The sequence below is a fragment of the Marinomonas sp. NPDC078689 genome (assembly GCF_044542435.1).
GTDB lineage: Bacteria > Pseudomonadota > Gammaproteobacteria > Pseudomonadales > Marinomonadaceae > Marinomonas > Marinomonas arenicola.
Genome location: NZ_JBITUJ010000002.1, coordinates 627,509 through 643,534 on the forward strand (window position 1 = coordinate 627,509; position 16,026 = coordinate 643,534).

General features: G+C 45.3%; 15 protein-coding genes. 2 read left to right on the plus strand and 13 right to left on the minus strand.

Features of this window, described 5'->3' with window-relative positions; translation table 11 throughout:
• Nucleotides 1-2 precede the first annotated feature (2 nt).
• The gene (locus ACIGBN_RS06000) at nucleotides 3-1,142 is read left to right on the plus strand and encodes an SO_0444 family Cu/Zn efflux transporter (RefSeq protein WP_396664234.1); all 1,140 of its coding nucleotides are present in this window, start codon (nucleotides 3-5) and stop codon (nucleotides 1,140-1,142) included.
• A 110-nt stretch (nucleotides 1,143-1,252) separates the two neighbouring features.
• On the opposite strand, the gene ACIGBN_RS06005 is transcribed toward ACIGBN_RS06000, so the two are convergent.
• From ACIGBN_RS06005 to ACIGBN_RS06015, 3 genes are all read right to left on the minus strand, one after another.
• Nucleotides 1,253-1,852 carry a YitT family protein gene (locus ACIGBN_RS06005; RefSeq protein WP_396664236.1) on the minus strand — a complete coding sequence of 200 codons (600 nt, stop codon included), beginning with the start codon at nucleotides 1,850-1,852 and terminating at the stop codon, nucleotides 1,253-1,255.
• 296 nt (nucleotides 1,853-2,148) lie between these two features.
• A complete protein-coding gene (locus ACIGBN_RS06010; RefSeq protein ID WP_396664238.1) occupies nucleotides 2,149-4,425 on the minus strand; it encodes a YgiQ family radical SAM protein in 2,277 nt (758 codons plus the stop codon).
• A 146-nt stretch (nucleotides 4,426-4,571) separates the two neighbouring features.
• Complete coding sequence (locus ACIGBN_RS06015) at nucleotides 4,572-5,234, minus strand: thiopurine S-methyltransferase (protein ID WP_396664240.1); 663 nt, start codon at nucleotides 5,232-5,234, stop codon at nucleotides 4,572-4,574.
• Nucleotides 5,235-5,392: 158 nt separating this feature from the next.
• Here ACIGBN_RS06015 and ACIGBN_RS06020 point away from each other — a divergent pair, with 158 nt between their 5' ends.
• On the plus strand, nucleotides 5,393-5,581 hold the full coding sequence (locus ACIGBN_RS06020; protein ID WP_396664242.1) for a DUF2496 domain-containing protein: 189 nt from the start codon (nucleotides 5,393-5,395) through the stop codon (nucleotides 5,579-5,581).
• Here ACIGBN_RS06020 and ACIGBN_RS06025 read toward each other — a convergent pair.
• The 10 genes from ACIGBN_RS06025 to ndk all read right to left on the minus strand — a co-directional run bounded on the left by ACIGBN_RS06025 (nucleotide 5,547) and on the right by ndk (nucleotide 15,969).
• Complete coding sequence (locus ACIGBN_RS06025) at nucleotides 5,547-6,650, minus strand: enoyl-CoA hydratase/isomerase family protein (RefSeq protein ID WP_396664244.1); 1,104 nt, start codon at nucleotides 6,648-6,650, stop codon at nucleotides 5,547-5,549. The genes ACIGBN_RS06020 and ACIGBN_RS06025 overlap by 35 nt on opposite strands.
• A 203-nt stretch (nucleotides 6,651-6,853) precedes the next feature.
• The gene (der, locus tag ACIGBN_RS06030; RefSeq protein ID WP_133002805.1) at nucleotides 6,854-8,191 is read right to left on the minus strand and encodes a ribosome biogenesis GTPase Der; all 1,338 of its coding nucleotides are present in this window, start codon (nucleotides 8,189-8,191) and stop codon (nucleotides 6,854-6,856) included.
• 89 nt (nucleotides 8,192-8,280) lie between these two features.
• The gene (bamB, locus tag ACIGBN_RS06035) at nucleotides 8,281-9,414 is read right to left on the minus strand and encodes an outer membrane protein assembly factor BamB (protein WP_396664247.1); all 1,134 of its coding nucleotides are present in this window, start codon (nucleotides 9,412-9,414) and stop codon (nucleotides 8,281-8,283) included.
• Between the two features lie 2 nt (nucleotides 9,415-9,416).
• Nucleotides 9,417-10,058, minus strand: coding sequence for a tetratricopeptide repeat protein (locus ACIGBN_RS06040; protein WP_133002803.1), 642 nt, complete (start codon nucleotides 10,056-10,058; stop codon nucleotides 9,417-9,419).
• Between the two features lie 40 nt (nucleotides 10,059-10,098).
• Nucleotides 10,099-11,382 (minus strand): histidine--tRNA ligase, encoded by a 1,284-nt coding sequence (hisS, locus tag ACIGBN_RS06045; RefSeq protein WP_133002802.1) that lies wholly within the window; start codon nucleotides 11,380-11,382, stop codon nucleotides 10,099-10,101.
• A gap of 9 nt (nucleotides 11,383-11,391) precedes the next feature.
• Nucleotides 11,392-12,504 carry a flavodoxin-dependent (E)-4-hydroxy-3-methylbut-2-enyl-diphosphate synthase gene (ispG, locus tag ACIGBN_RS06050; RefSeq protein WP_133002801.1) on the minus strand — a complete coding sequence of 371 codons (1,113 nt, stop codon included), beginning with the start codon at nucleotides 12,502-12,504 and terminating at the stop codon, nucleotides 11,392-11,394.
• A gap of 8 nt (nucleotides 12,505-12,512) precedes the next feature.
• Nucleotides 12,513-13,526, minus strand: a complete 1,014-nt coding sequence (locus tag ACIGBN_RS06055) for a RodZ domain-containing protein (RefSeq protein WP_396664251.1) — start codon at nucleotides 13,524-13,526, stop codon at nucleotides 12,513-12,515.
• A gap of 1 nt (nucleotide 13,527) precedes the next feature.
• Nucleotides 13,528-14,256, minus strand: coding sequence for a hypothetical protein (locus tag ACIGBN_RS06060; RefSeq protein ID WP_396664253.1), 729 nt, complete (start codon nucleotides 14,254-14,256; stop codon nucleotides 13,528-13,530).
• Nucleotides 14,257-14,301: 45 nt separating this feature from the next.
• Nucleotides 14,302-15,417, minus strand: coding sequence for a 23S rRNA (adenine(2503)-C(2))-methyltransferase RlmN (rlmN, locus tag ACIGBN_RS06065; protein ID WP_133002800.1), 1,116 nt, complete (start codon nucleotides 15,415-15,417; stop codon nucleotides 14,302-14,304).
• Nucleotides 15,418-15,561: 144 nt separating this feature from the next.
• Complete coding sequence (gene ndk, locus ACIGBN_RS06070; RefSeq protein ID WP_133002799.1) at nucleotides 15,562-15,969, minus strand: nucleoside-diphosphate kinase; 408 nt, start codon at nucleotides 15,967-15,969, stop codon at nucleotides 15,562-15,564.
• Nucleotides 15,970-16,026: the final 57 nt, after the last annotated feature.

Consider the following 16,026-nt stretch of genomic DNA (forward strand, 5'->3'; position numbering starts at 1 on the left):
CCATGGCCTTCTTAACTCATTTTGCGGAACTTTTTTTGGAATCTGCTCCCTGGCTACTCCTAGGGTTCATCTTGGCCGGCCTGCTCAAGGTGTTTGTTCCAATGAGCTGGATGAACAAGCAACTCGGTGGACACGGCCTAAAATCCGTCGTTAAAGCCGCCGTCTTTGGCGCACCATTGCCACTGTGCTCTTGTGGTGTTATTCCCGCCGCGGTGGGCTTACGCCGTGCGGGCGCTTCCAAAGCATCTACCACGTCTTTTTTGGTGTCCACGCCTGAAACTGGGGTCGACTCCATTACCGTATCCTACGTTTTACTAGGGCCTTTTATGGCCATTATTCGCCCTATCGCCGCCGTTTTTAGTGCCATTCTGGCAGGGTTATTGGTGGGCCGAGATGACGATGATGGCGTCCCTAACACAAAGTCGGCAACGCAAGTGAATGCCAAGGAAACGAGCTCGTGCTGTGCTACCAGCACACCCGCAGAGCCATCGTGCTGCGGCACAACCAGCACAGCTGAAGCGTCCTGCTGCTCAACAAATGATGCGCCAGTAAAGTCTGCAAGCATCACGGCTAAAATTCGCTCAAGCCTCCACTATGCTGCCACAGAGCTATTAGACGATACCGCCCTTTGGTTATTGGTTGGTTTGGGGTTTGCGGCCCTAGTGCAAACCTACATTCCTGATGACTTTCTAGCGTCATGGGGGAATGGCTTATTGGCCATGCTTGTTATGGTGCTGATATCCATCCCCATGTATATCTGTGCGACCGCATCGACCCCCATCGCAGCGGGTCTTTTATTAGCCGGTGTGGCACCAGGACCCGTCCTCGTTTTTATGATGGCAGGGCCTGCTACCAACATTGCCACCTTAGGTGTTGTCGCAAAAGAGTTAGGCAAGAAAGCCTTAGTAGGGTATTTAACAGGGGTATTAGGCGGTGGGTTATTGTTCGGTTTTTTAGTCGATTTTCTGGTGACTAAATTTGATATTTCAGTGGTGCCTCAAATTGGTCCTGAGCTCACGCTATTGCCTAGTTGGGTTACCCTATCAACCGGCGTCATTCTTGCGTTTCTCATGGTTGTTTCATTAACGAAGCAGATGATGATGAAAATGAACAAAGGCCATTCTCATCAGCATTCACATTAATCAATATGAAGTAAGCCAACGCACATGAGTCAGTACTTAGCGTCAATCTTTAAGCCAATAAGACGGCCTCTTATTGGCTTGTTTGCCTCTACCAACTGGTGAACCACCAATTAAGCCGCTTTGATTTCTTTGGCGTGCGCCCATTTGGGTGGTCGATGGTAGCGCCCTACCACTGAACTTAAAAAAGCAAAGGCAAGCAAAGAGTAGCCTATGCTTTCCGCTTTTAATGTCACTATCGCCACCGCAAAAACCAATAAGTCAGCCACTAGTGTGGTCTTGCTGGCATGAATCCCATAGCGTCGCTCTAAATACACAGAGAGAATATTCAATCCACCTAAAGAGGCGTTATGTCGGAATAAAATAATAAGCCCAAAACCCACCAATAATCCCCCTAAGGTACCCGATAAAATAGGGTTCATATCAATCGAAACAAAGTGTTTCATTAACTCAGAGAAAATCGACAACAAGCTAATACTGATAAAGGTGTTAACGGTAAAGTCTCGACCTAAAGTACGCCAAGCAAGCAGATAAAAAGGGATGTTGAGCAAAAAGAATAACTGCCCAAAAGAAAGGTCGGTTAGCTGTCTCAGTATCATACCGATTCCAGCAGTGCCACTAATCAGTAGACCGGCTGAGTTCAGAATGTGTATGCCTAAAGCAACCAATACACAGCCTTCAAAAATAGAAAGCCAACGGTGTGTTACGTTCATAATAAGTCCTCAATGCCCGCATTAACTTTTGATTAATGACGGAATAGCTGTCGTTCGCTTCTTGTGGAAGCGGTTAACGCAGATTAAATAGTAACCCAGCGTTTCTGCAACGTATGCATAACACATACCAAATTTGATGGACTGTATTATCCATAAACTGGGGTGTTTATCATCCGCTGTGCTCGCTTTATGACTTTTTACCTTTTACACGCTCACTATCAGTGCATTTCAGACAATAAAAAACCTCGTAATGACCGAGCACTACGAGGTTTTAGACTCACCTATCTTGGTTTTTCTTAGCGAGATTTAACCTTGGATTTACGACGTTTAGCGGGAACTGCAGCAGCGTTTGTTGGCGCGCCCCCTGCTCGAGAGGACGCACTGCCTCCCGCTTTACCAGACTTTTTACGCGCTTTATCCGCCGCCGCATTCTTCGCCATTGTTGGACGATTCGAGGTATGAGAAGCCCCGGTCTGCTGCCCTGCTTTTGGCTTCACTGGACGACGCGACACTTGTTTGTCTTTGTCTTCCGATGGCACCAACTTATTGTCGCCATTACCGATCAAATCTGCGCGTCCCATTTTGATCAAGGTATTACGCAAATCTTTCCAGTTGTTCTGGTCGTGGTAGCGTAAAAAGCCTTTTTGTACGGTGCGCTGTTTATAGTCTTTCGGCGTATAAACGTCTTCACTCTTATAAGTCACCGGTTTCAATGGGTTCTTACCAGAATGGTACATGGCCGTCGCCAACGACATAGGTGAAGGGTAAAAGGTTTGTACCTGATCCGGTTTGAAATCATTGGTTTTCAACCACAAAGCCAAATTCATCATGTCTTCATCTGAACTGCCCGGGTGAGCCGCAATAAAGTACGGAATCAAATGCTGTTTTTTGCCCGCTTCTTTAGAGTATTTATCAAACATCCGCTTGAAACGCTCGTAGGTGCCCATGCCCGGCTTCATCATTTTAGACAAGGTGTCTTTTTCAGAGTGCTCTGGGGCAATTTTTAACAAACCACCAACGTGATGCGTCACCAACTCACGTACGTACTCAGGGTCTTCAACCGCTAGGTCATAGCGTAGACCTGAGGCAATAGAAACGGTATGAATCCCTTCTACGGCACGCGTTTTACGATATAGCTGGGTGGTTGGGCTATGGTCTGTATTTAAGTTAGAGCAAATCGTAGGATACACACAGGATAACTTACGACAAGAAGCCTGAACCTCATCGTCGTTACAGTTCAGAGTGTACATATTCGAGGTAGGACCACCTAAGTCAGAAATATGACCGGTAAAGCCTGGCACCTTAGCTTTGATTTCTTCTATCTCATTTAAGATAGATTCATGGGAACGACTCTGAATAACCCGCCCTTCGTGCTCGGTAATCGAACAAAAAGTACAGCCACCAAAACAGCCTCGCATAATATTAATCGACGTTTTGATCATGTCGTAGGCAGGAATACGCGCTTTTTTGTATTTTGGATGTGGCACACGCGCATAAGGCAGATCAAAGACACCATCCATTTCCGGTGTTTCCAATGGAATTGGTGGCGGATTAACCCAAATCTCTTTTTTACCATGTTTTTGAATCAAAGCTCGCGCATTATGCGGGTTAGATTCCAGGTGCAAAATACGTGAAGTATGCGCATACAAAACAGGGTCTTTAGAGACCTTTTCAAACGAAGGCAAGCGAATATAAGTGGTTTCAGGGTCCAGTTTCTCACCGCGACGTAATGGCGCAGGAATCACTCGAATAGGCATGACATCAGAGTCTTCTTCGCCCTCTTTTGTCTGGCATTTGCCTTCAGGAATGTATTCGTAAGGGCTGTATATTTGGTCGACCTTGCCAGGCCAATCTACTCGGGTTGAGTCAATTTCTGTGTAACCACCTGGCGGTGCATCTCGAACAATGGTGGTGCCACGAATATTGGTTAATTCTTTGATCGTTTTACCCATCGCGATTTGATGAGTAACTTCCAGCATGGCGCGTTCCGCATTACCATAAAGTAAAATATCGGCGGTGGAGTCTATCAAAACCGAACGTCGAACTTCATCGCTCCAATAGTCATACTGAGCAATACGACGCAAACTCGCTTCAATACCACCGACCATCACAGGCACGTCATGGAAGGCTTCTTTACAACGTTGAGAATAAACAATGACAGCGCGATCTGGACGTTTGCCCCCCACACCATAAGGTGTGTAAGCGTCGTCGTTACGCACTTTAAGGTCTGCGGTATAACGGTTAATCAAGGAATCCATGTTCCCCGCCGTTACCCCAAAATACAAATTAGGACGGCCCAAGCGCATGAAATCATTGGCATTACGCCAATCTGGTTGATCAATAATGCCGACACGATAGCCTTTAGACTCTAATAAACGCCCCAACACGGCCATACCAAAACTTGGGTGATCCACATAGGCATCCCCAGTGACAATAATCACATCACAGCTGTCCCAGCCAAGCTGGTCCATTTCTTCTCGGGTGGTCGGCAAAAAAGGGGAAACACCGTAACATTCAGCCCAATACGTTGGATATGAGAATAGATCGGTGGCGGTTTTATGTCGTTTTATCATTGGCAGCTCTTGGTATCGACGTAACCACGATGACATCACGAAATGTGCGTTACGAAGATACATAGGTTATCGGGGGAATTTTCCGGCATTATCCCAGAAAAGACCTCCGGTATACAGAGCCAATATGTAAAGCTGATCAGAAGAGCTTAAGCAGGGACGATATGCCAAACACTCTCTTCAAAGAAACTGTGCCCTTGATCTTTGTATTGCGCATTGGTTTGCACAAGATCTTCAGAGGCAATTTTTTGAATTTTATCGCCCCACATCTGGTTAATTTCTTCATGCGTAACAGAAAATGGCGGCCCCTGTTTATCACCATCATAGCGCAGTGAAATCAGTAATACGAAGGCCGACGGCGCAAGTAATGAAAGCGCATGAGAAACGTATTCAGCTCGTCGATTCGATGGCATAGCCACCATAGCCGCGCGGTCATAACAGGCGTCAAAACCTGTTTCTTTAAAGGTGAAAAAATCCCCTTCAACGATTCTTAAAGAAAGCCCTTCCACCGTATGGATTTTCAGGTCACCTTCTTCATGAGTGTTATACACTAAATCGTTGTCACCAAGAAATTGCACCACAGCCAAAGAAGAGAGTTCAACCCCAGTCACTTGATAGCCCTGCTCTGCTAGCCAAATCATGTCGTTTGATTTGCCACACAAAGGAACCAACACATGACTGCCTTTTGGCAAGTCAGGCCAATAGCCAACCAGTCGAGGATTCACACCTTCTTTATGAAAGCCAATTCGTCCCGATTTCCAACGGTCCAACCAAAATTCGTTTGTTATTACACCGGTTTCATTAAGCATCATTTTATCTCTATCCTAGGCGACTCTAAGTCTCTTGCCGCCGATCATTATATCTTCGACAATAGGTTAAAATGGGTAAACCTATCTAATCCTAACAAATAATATTGATTCAGATCTCTATTTTTACACCCTAAATACGACACTTTTTATACGGAAACATTATGTCTTTAGAAAACGCACCTACACACATAAAACTGGCCATTGATTTAATTGCTTTACTTGAAGACAACAAGATAGACAATCAAGTCGCGATTGACGCTTTAACGCTTGCCTTGAACGATTTTAAAGCAAAACAAAAGCACGCCAACAACGCACTCAGTGCGGCGGAAAAGACGGCTCCTCAACCTTAAAGAAGTCCATCACTCGCTCTTTTGGTACGTCTGAAATACGTCCATATTGCCATTTTGGTTGCTTGTCTTTATCAACCAATAAGGCTCGCACACCTTCTTTAAAATCCCCTTGAGCACAGCAGGCAACAGACAACTGAAGCTCGCGCATAAAAACGGATTCTAAACTTTTGCCGTGAGCCCAATCCAATTGCGCCAATATCAAATGGGCGGATAAGGGGCTGCCATTCAAAAAGTTTTCTTTCGCTTTTATCATTGCCGGACATTCTGGTGAATAGGACAACATAGCAGCATAAACGTTCTCAATGTCCCCTGACATTAATGTCATTACCGTCGGTTGCAGTGCCGTTAGCTCAGGTTTGAGCAAGGGTAACTCATCGGATTGGGCGCGAGTGAACAACGCCTGTTCAATAATAGACGTGACCTTTTTGGGGTCCAATTCCACCATGCTGGCGTTAGCAAACGACGCGATCAAAGCATCGCGATCTTCTGCCATAATGTAATGCGTTGCCAAACCGAGCTCACACGCATCCGTGGCAGAGACCTGATACCCGGTTAGCGCCATAAAACGCGCTATTTCCTTGCTTTCCAGCTGATTTAAGAAGTAACTGGCCCCTACGTCAGGGTACAAACCAATGCTAATTTCAGGCATGGCTAACTTGCTGGATGGTGTTACCACACGATAACGAGAGGCCATCATTAGCCCCATACCACCGCCCATCACATACCCACTTCCCCAACAAATAATAGGTTTAGGAAAACGGTGCAGTAAATAATCAAGGGCGTACTCTTCTTCAAAGTAACGGTGGGCAAAATGCGTATCTTCAGACGTGACAAGACTGCGATAAACATCAACCACATTACCACCGGCACAAAAGGCTTTATCACCTGCGCCTTCTAACCAAATAGCGACGACCGTCTGATCCATTCGCCAACTCTCTAGCTGGCTAAGCATCTGCTCTATCATCTCCATGCTCAGAGCATTCAATGCAGAAGGATGATTAAGTCGGATTACACCTAACTTATAACGCTCAGCAAAAGGCTGAACCTCAAACACAACAGGATTGGTCACAAAGCACTCCTTTTTATTTTTATCGGCTTTAATACAGAAACTACCCCATGCGTTATTCTCAAGCAATCTATCAATCGTCCATTACGACAAAAGTCTTACGGGTAAAAAACCAAGATACAAAGCGAAAAAAGCGACAGCCTCAAACAAAAAAACCCCTTCATCTAAATGAAGAGGTTTTCAAAACACCATACAATAATCTGAGATTATTTTTTAGGCGCGTACGGGTTTTCCGAAGACTTAAACTCAAATGAAATCGGAGTACCGGTAATATTCAGTATGGTACGGAATTTGTTTTCCAAGTATTTTTTATAACTGCCTGGAAGCGAGTCCGTTTGGTTACCATGCACAACAATACGTGGAGGGTTTGAGCCCCCTTGGTGAGCATAACGTAACTTAATACGACGGCTATTGACCATTGGAGGCTGATGCTCAGCAATCGCATCTTCAAGGATACGAGTCAAACGGTTCGTAGACCACTTAGCGTAACAAGACTCATACGTGGATTCGATCGTATCGTATAAATTACCAACATCAGTACCGTGCAAAGCCGAGATGTAATGCACTTTTGCGTAAGGAACAAACCCTAAACGACGCTCCACTTCGCTCTTGATGTGCTCGCGCTCATCTTTTGCTAAGCCATCCCATTTGTTGACGGCAATCACCACACCACGACCGGCATCCAGCACATAACCAATCATATGCAGATCTTGTTCAACCAAGTCTTCATGGGAATCAATCACCACAATCACCACGTTGGCATCTTGAATCGCTTGCAGCGTTTTCACAATCGAGAATTTCTCAACCGCTTCTTTCACATGCTTACGACGACGCACGCCCGCGGTATCGATCAGTGTGTATTCTTTCTCATTACGAATATAAGGAATGTACACACTGTCGCGCGTGGTGCCTGGCATGTCATAAACCACGACTCGGTCTTCACCTAGCATGCGATTTACCAAGGTCGATTTGCCCACATTAGGACGCCCAACCACACCAATACGAATACCACGAGAACCCAGTTGAATTTGATTTTTTGCTTCTTCAACTTGCTCAGCAAATGGCAACATAACCTTATCAATTAAGATATGAACGCCTTTACCGTGCGCCGCCGCAATCGGCAGTAATTCACCAAGCCCTAATGAATAAAAATCTGCCAAGGCAATATCTTCATTAATACCATCGGTCTTGTTGACCACAAGGTAAATAGGCTTATTCGCGCGGCGTAAGTGGTTTGCAATCATTTCATCGGCAGGATTAAGACCATGTCGGCCATCCACTAAAAAGAGCACCGCATCCGCTTCTTCTATCGCAAGAAGAGACTGACGCGCCATCTTTTCATCAATACCTTGTTCGTCGCCACTGATACCACCAGTGTCAATAACAATAAATTCATGCTCACCCGCTTTACCATCGCCATATTTGCGGTCTCGGGTTAGGCCAGGATAATCGGCCACCAAGGCATCGCGAGAACGTGTCAAACGGTTAAAAAGGGTCGACTTTCCAACATTGGGTCTACCTACCAATGCAATAACTGGGATCATTTTTTTACCTATAAAAATACAAAGCGGCCACCACTCCTTTTAGGAATGGCAGCCTCTTTAAAATCGCTAAAAGAGAAGTCGTGTCGACTTCAATAGCTCAATGCCGTGACATCTGAGTCCGGCGTCAATATAAACAGCTGATTTCCATCCGCTATCATACGACTGCCTGGAGCAACATCATCGTTCGCGATATCACGCCCTTTTACTATTCCTGTTTTAAGGTCTAGTAAATGGACATAGCCACCTCGATCCATCACCGCAACATAATTTCTAAAAAATTCAGGCGTAATCAAATCTCGCTTTTCAAGTGTTTTGTTTTCCCACACTTGAGAGCCATTTTTGGCGTTTAAAGCGATCACATTACTGTCCAAATCCACCGCAACGAGAAGGTCATCTCTCACTGCAACACCAACAGCACTAGGAATACTACGCTGCCAGATGGGACTGCCTTTTTGCAACGATAAAGCCGTCACGGTGCCATTATAAGCCGCCGCATAAACCACACCGTCTTTGACAACCAAACGACCATCTACATCACTCAAGCGTTCAATTTCATAACGGCCTTCGGGTTTACCAACGTCATAAGACCAAACCTGTTTACCGGTTTGCAGATCAAAGGCTTTGACTTTGCCATCTGAAAAGCCAGCTAGTACCTTACCATTAATAATAATAGGCGCACTTGTACCACGGACCGTCAATGCAGGCAAATCCTCTTTTGCTCGCCATAGCACATGGCCATCGCTCGCATCCAAAAGACTCAACCAACCATCGGCAGTTTGCACGGCCAACTTACCATCATAATACGCCGGCTCAGAAAGTACTTCAGAACTCAATGTCTGCGTCCATTCCACCGATTTTTTCTTCAATGAAACGGCCACAAGTTGGCCTTCATAAGTACCAAAATAGATGTTATCAGCGTCACGAGTTACGCCTGCACTGGGTTTATATTTCGTTTTGATACGAAGCACTTCATCGCCGTCTTTTTGGGTAAGCTGATACACAGAACCGACGCGAGTAACGAAGAATAAACTATTATCTTGTGCAACCAAGTTGTAACGTTCGCTCGTCTCACCAAAATCGCCATCCACACCAGTACGCCATGATGTGTCTAAATCCACTTCACTGTCGATGGGCGCTGGGCTAGGCAAATCAGGACGGGAGCTGGCACAACCTTGGAGCATTAAAGCCGCTAATATAACACCAGTAACAAGCGATTTACTCATAATCAACCTTTGACTAAGTCCTTGAGTTTAATGTCTAGCAATGGGTGTTTAACATTGTCACCCAAGGCTTCACTGGCTTTTTGATACGCCACTCTCGCTTCATCACGCTTACCTTGCTTAAGGTAAATATCCCCTGCAAGTTCTTGACGCTGAGCAAGAAACTCAGAAGAGGTCACTTGCTCTAATGTTGCTAGCGCAGCGCTGTACTCTTCTTTTTGAATCTGTAACTTAGTAATACGTAAGTTCGCTATCGCAATAAAAGACGCGTCTTCCGTCTGCTTGATCGCCGTTTTAAGATCCGTAATGGCCGCATCGTAGTTGCCCTTTTGAGCATCTAAACGAGCTGAGAACAACTGACCAAACATGGCATAACCCGTATCGTTATAATCATCAGTCAATTGCTTAGCAATGAAAGAGACTGTTTTTTGGTTGTCTTCTTTTGACAAGTCAGACGCGGCTTCGATCATATTTTGATACAAAGCAGACGCTTCACTCAAATGATCTGCTTGGCTTTTTTGCCAAGCTTGCCAACCAAAATAGCCACCAACGCAAACCGCAATCGCTATGATTAAGACAGTGCCGTTCTTTTTCCACCACTCTTTAAACGCTTCAATTTGTTCTTCTTCAGTCTTTAATTCAGACACTTTTTATTCCTCGTTTAAGATGCCGTAACTGGCGCCAGACTTAATTCAACTGTAATTTAGCATTCACACAGTTCGCGATATCAGCAATCTGACAAGATTCTTGATCACCGGTTTGCATGTCTTTGACCTGACAAATGCCTTGCTCCACTTCTTCTTGACCCAAAATAAGAGTCAAACGAGCGCCTGAGTTATTGGCTTTCTTCATCTGGTTTTTAAAGTTACCGCCGCCACAATGACGCAATACCGTCACGCCAGCTAATTCAGAGCGCAGCGTCTCCGCCAGCACAGAAGAGGTAATTTCAGCGTCCTCGCCCAAACTAACAACAAACACATCCGTAGAGGCTTTGGCTTCTTCAGGAATAAGTTCAAGCGTTTCCAGTAGCAATACTAGTCGCTCAATCCCCATCGCAAAGCCCACAGCTGGCGTTGCTTTACCCCCTAACTGTTCGACCAAGCCATCGTAACGGCCACCGGCACAAACGGTTGCTTGAGCACCAAGATGCGCAGTCACCCATTCAAACACCGTTTTACCATAATAATCTAGGCCGCGAACTAAGCGATGGTTAATCACAAAAGGCACGCCATTTGCCGTCAGAATTGCTTGCAAACGTTCAAAGTGCGCTTGGGACTCTTCGCCGATAAAGTCCCGAAGACTAGGGGCGTTGTTCAACACCGCCTGTGTTGCTTCGTCTTTAGAGTCCAAAATACGCAATGGGTTCGTCGTTAAGCGGCGCTGACTGTCTTCGTCTAGCTGATCTTTAAACTCTGTTAAGTAATCAACCAAGGCCGCTTTGTAAGCTTCGCGCTCAGACGCCAAGCCGATGGTATTCAGTTGCAGCTCAACATGCTCCAACAACCCCAGCTTTTTCCATAAGCGCGCAGACAAAACAATCAGTTCAGCATCAACGTCGGCACTCGCCATACCAAAGGCTTCAACACCAATTTGGTGAAACTGACGGTAGCGACCTTTTTGCGGGCGCTCATAACGAAACATAGGACCTGTGTACCACAAGCGCTGCACTTGATTAAACAACAAACCAGCTTGATCCGCTGCACGCACACAACTTGCGGTTCCTTCTGGGCGCAAGGTTAACGATTCACCATTGCGATCCTCAAAGGTGTACATTTCTTTTTCAACGATGTCTGTTGTTTCACCCACACCGCGTTTAAACAGGTCGGTGTTTTCAACGATCGGAAAACGAATCTGTTGGTAGCCATAAGACTTCACAACATCAGCAACCGTGCTTTCTAAATATTGCCAAACAGAAGACTGGCCTGGAAGAATGTCATTCATTCCTCGAATAGCTTGGATTTTACGAGCCACTACAATTCCTTAATTTTTAGCGATGATGTTCGCCATCTCACGTTCTTTAGTTTTAGCCTTCTGACGAATCATTTTTTCAAGATCGTCAACTAATGTTTCATTCTTGAATTTGCTGTTCGGTTTGCCATCCAAATACACTAGGTTATTTGGCGAACCACCAGCAAGACCTATGTCCGCTTCTTTTGCTTCACCAGGCCCATTTACCACACAACCAATCACAGCGACGTCCATTGGAATGACGATATCTTCTAATCGCTCTTCAAGCTGATTCATGGTTTTAATCACATCAAAGTTTTGACGCGAGCAGCTTGGGCAGGCAATAAAGTTAATGCCGCGGTTACGCAATTTAAGACTGCGCAACATGTCCCAACCGACTTTTATTTCTTGTACAGGGTCGGCCGCCAGAGACACTCGCAATGTGTCGCCAATGCCATCCATCAACAAAAGCCCTAGGCCGATAGACGACTTCACCGTACCTGAACGCAAGCCGCCGGCTTCTGTAATCCCTAAATGCAACGGGTTATCAATTTGACTGGCGATTTTGCGATAGGCCTCAACCGTCATAAAAATATCCGACGCTTTAAGGCTTAACTTGTACTCATGGAAATCCAATTCATCAAAATACTGAAGTTGACGAAAAGCCGACTCAACCAAAGCATCAGGCGTAGGTTCACCGTACTTTTTCTGCAAGTCTTTTTCTAATGATCCTGCATTCACACCAATTCGAATCGGGATGTTTTTGTCTCGAGCGCAATCAACAACCGATCGAATTCGGTCTTTATTACCAATATTACCTGGGTTGATACGTAAGCAATCGACCCCGTATTCAGCCACTTTGAGAGCAATTTTATAATCAAAATGGATATCGGCAACCAGTGGCACAGACACTTGCTTACGAATTTGCTTAAAGGCTTCTGCCGCATCCATGGAAGGAATAGACACACGTACAATGTCACCACCAGCATCGGCGATGGCTCTTATTTGAGCGACTGTGGCATCAACATCGCAGGTTTCAGTGTTCGTCATACTCTGAACACTAATAGGGGCGCCGCCACCAACTGGCACATTCCCCACCATAATTTGACGTGATTGACGACGTTTTATTGGCGATTCAAAATGCATAGTTTTCTCTACTTGAGCTCAAAGCGAGCCAGATCTTTGTGAGTATATGAGGAGAAGTCGTAGACTTCACCTTTAAATTTAAATGAGGAAACACCACGAGCGTAACCAATAACAACACGATAAGGCGCGCTACCGGTAACCTCTAATTTACTGCCTGCGGCTTTCACACCTGAGTATAAAATTTTACCGGTACTGTCTCGAATCTCAGTCCAGCAATCCGCATCAAACGCCATTTCTATGTCGTTTTTATAAAGGGGAGCTTGAGGCGTACTGACAACTTGCTCTGTAGGCACATCTTTTGTTGCTTCTTCGACTTTTTGGGGATTAACACCCGCTTTTTCTAGGATCGCAATGGTTTCCGCAGACAGCCCAGTCGTGACCGCATTATCAGCGACCGGCAACTCTTCTTCTGCGGCGGCTTTATTGACGGCGGAATCATCCGAATCTTGAGCAACAGAAGCTTCTGGTTCAGTGGTCGCTGCAGCCTCGTTAGAGGTCGCAGAGGGAGCCAAAGCAGGCATGGATGTATCTACCGAGCTTTGCTCTTCGACACCTTGATCCGCGGCGGCATTTTTTTCAATCACTGCCGAGTTATTATTTGAAAAGGAAGGCCACCAAAACGCTAAAAAAACCAAGACGGCAATAATAACAATGGAGATAAGAATAACAAAAGGATCACCAAAGCCTGCTTGCTTATTGATGACCTTATCGACCGGTTTAATATTAGATTCCGCTTTGGCGGTGGTGAGCGAATCGAACGCCGCTAACATCAGGTTTACATCCAGACCTACCAGACGGCAATAGCCCTTAAGATACCCCCTAGCAAAGGTCGCAGATCTAAAATAATCAAACTGATTGTCTTCCAACGCCCTCACTTGGTCGATTGGAATTTTTAATTCGGTAGAAACTTGCCTTTCATCTAAATGACGCTCAACTCGCGCGGCTTTAAGACTCTTACCGATATCAATGTTTGCGGTGTCGCTGTCGTTAAAAGAAACATCAGTTTGGAATTCAGTTGTCATGTTAATACCTTGAGCTATCCAAGCATATCGAAGTGCTCGCGGATGAATAAATTGTAGGGTCAGTTTCGCGTGCGATGATCTGCCGCGACAGACAGTTATATTCATCAAAATACGCTGTGTTTTGCGTATTTCTAGTTTCAGCCTGGATATTATTTAAAATGAGGCGAGCCTTACTAAGGTTACCCTGTATTAAAACAAGATTAAGCTCAGTCATCAAACCAATAAGCGGCAAATGCGCGATTTCTTTTGCTCGTTTTAGATCCTTCCACGCCTTTTTTACGTCATCTTGACGTATCGCACAGCGAGAGAGGTTAATCCACACGGATTGCCTTGTTGACAAGCCATTTTGGGCCGCCTTTTGAAAAGCCAGACAGGCCTCGGACCACTGTCGTTTTGCCCCTAATAAAACACCAAAGTTGTTCAATAAAAAATCATCATTAGGAAATCGCTGCAAACCTTGCCGGTGTGCATCTAACGCTTTGCTCTCATCACCCACTTGCAGCCAGTATAGACTCAATAAACGCCAATACTCTCGACGTCGATTTTGGTCTGTAATTTGATCCAATTGGGATTTTGCCAATGGCAACTGACCCAACAAAAGATGCGCCTGTATCAAGGACAAGCGTTTTTGATCGGAATGTTTGTGGGTACTCTGGCTAACAGGCTGGTAAGCACAAGCAGAAAGCAATAATGCGCTGAGCAGCATTGCCATCACTAGGTGTTTTTTCATGAAGACATCCTTGTCTTACATTACAGGAGTTTCGGAACGATCCGCTTAACTCTTTACTTCACGCAACTCTATGTACTTTTGACTACGACGTGTCTTATCGTGAAAGTCACCAACTAATTGGCCACACGCCGCATCAATATCATCACCACGGGTCGTTCGCACGGTTACAGTATAGCCTGCGTCAGCCAAAATTTTCTGGAAACGACGAGTACGATTATTAGATGGCTTTTCATAACCCGAATTTGGGAAAGGGTTGAATGGTATCAAATTGATTTTACACTCCAACTCTTGAAGCAACTCCGCCAACTCATGGGCCTGATTTTCGTTGTCGTTCACCCCCGACATCAAGGTGTATTCAATCGTGATGTGGCGTTTATCCGGCAAATTAGCCAAATAATGCTGGCAGGATTCAATCAACTCAGCAATAGGGTATTTTTTGTTAATAGGCACAAGTTCATTACGCAGCGCATCATTGGGTGCGTGCAAAGAAATCGCCAGTGACACATCGGTACGCTTTACCAACTCGTAAATTTTTGGCACCACACCAGAGGTGCTCAAAGTAACACGACGCTTAGACAAGCCATACGCGTTGTCGTGCATCATCAGTATCATCGCATCGACAACAGGCTCAAAGTTCATCAGTGGCTCACCCATGCCCATCATGACGACGTTCGTCACGCGGCGAGGACCATTTGGGTCCATTGGGCCAAAGGATTTAATCGCAATCCACACCTGACCAATAATCTCAGCCGGTGTTAAGTTACGGTTAAAGCCCTGTTTACCCGTGGAGCAAAAACTGCAATCCAAAGAGCAACCAACCTGAGAAGACACACACAAGGTTGCACGATCACCATCAGGGATCAATACCGTCTCAACACAATCGTTCTTGCCACCTTCCGTGCGGATGATCCACTTACGTGTTCCGTCTGTTGAAATGTTTTGAGAAACAATCTCTGGAGCGCGAATTTCGCACGTCTTTTCCAATTTTGCGCGCAGCACCTTACTGACATCCGTCATTTCTTCGAAACTTTCAGCGCCCTTTTGATGAATCCATTTCATCACTTGAGTGGCACGGAATTTTTTCTCACCGATGGATTCAAAATACTCGATCAGTTTTTCAGGAGATAAACCCAATAGGTTTATTTTTTTGATGTCAGTCATAATAAATATCGCTTGCTGTGTATAGCATTAAGTGTAAACGAAAAAAGCCTCTGAAAAGAAAGGTCTTTTCAGAAGCCTCTGTAAAAAAGCGGGCTAGCGCCCGCTTTTACAAATCAGTTCGGACATAAAAGTCCTAGCTGTCAATTACTTACCGAAGAAGTAAGCAATTTCACGAGCTGCTGATTCAACAGAATCAGAACCGTGTACAGCGTTAGCATCGATAGAAGTTGCGTAATCTGCACGCAAAGTGCCAGCAGCCGCTTCTTTAGGGTTAGTAGCACCCATTAGTTCACGGTGACGAAGAACAGCGCCTTCACCTTCAAGAACAGAAACAACAACAGGACCAGAAGTCATGAAACCAACCAAGTCTTTGTAGAAAGGACGTTCTTTGTGCTCAGCGTAAAAACCGCCAGCCAATTCGTCGTCTAGTTGAACCATTTTAGCTTCAACGATTTTAAGACCAGCACGCTCGAAACGAGTGTAGATTTCGCCAATTACGTTTTTCGCAACAGCATCTGGTTTGATGATAGAAAGAGTACGTTCCAACGCCATGATATAACTCCAAATTAAATTCAAAAGGGTGATGTTTAACATGACCCAAGACATAAA

Bases quoted from the DNA above. Each gene is read 5' to 3' on its own strand.
- ACIGBN_RS06020 (WP_396664242.1), top strand. From the start codon at position 5,393: ATGTCTTTAGAAAACGCACCTACACACATAAAACTGGCCATTGATTTA.
- der (WP_133002805.1), bottom strand. From the start codon at position 8,191: ATGATCCCAGTTATTGCATTGGTAGGTAGACCCAATGTTGGAAAGTCG.
- ACIGBN_RS06055 (WP_396664251.1), bottom strand. From the start codon at position 13,526: ATGACAACTGAATTCCAAACTGATGTTTCTTTTAACGACAGCGACACC.
- ispG (WP_133002801.1), bottom strand. From the start codon at position 12,504: ATGCATTTTGAATCGCCAATAAAACGTCGTCAATCACGTCAAATTATG.
- ACIGBN_RS06015 (WP_396664240.1), bottom strand. From the start codon at position 5,234: ATGATGCTTAATGAAACCGGTGTAATAACAAACGAATTTTGGTTGGAC.
- rlmN (WP_133002800.1), bottom strand. From the start codon at position 15,417: ATGACTGACATCAAAAAAATAAACCTATTGGGTTTATCTCCTGAAAAA.
- ACIGBN_RS06000 (WP_396664234.1), top strand. From the start codon at position 3: ATGGCCTTCTTAACTCATTTTGCGGAACTTTTTTTGGAATCTGCTCCC.
- ACIGBN_RS06060 (WP_396664253.1), bottom strand. From the start codon at position 14,256: ATGAAAAAACACCTAGTGATGGCAATGCTGCTCAGCGCATTATTGCTT.
- ndk (WP_133002799.1), bottom strand. From the start codon at position 15,969: ATGGCGTTGGAACGTACTCTTTCTATCATCAAACCAGATGCTGTTGCG.
- ACIGBN_RS06005 (WP_396664236.1), bottom strand. From the start codon at position 1,852: ATGAACGTAACACACCGTTGGCTTTCTATTTTTGAAGGCTGTGTATTG.
- ACIGBN_RS06010 (WP_396664238.1), bottom strand. From the start codon at position 4,425: ATGATAAAACGACATAAAACCGCCACCGATCTATTCTCATATCCAACG.
- bamB (WP_396664247.1), bottom strand. From the start codon at position 9,414: ATGAGTAAATCGCTTGTTACTGGTGTTATATTAGCGGCTTTAATGCTC.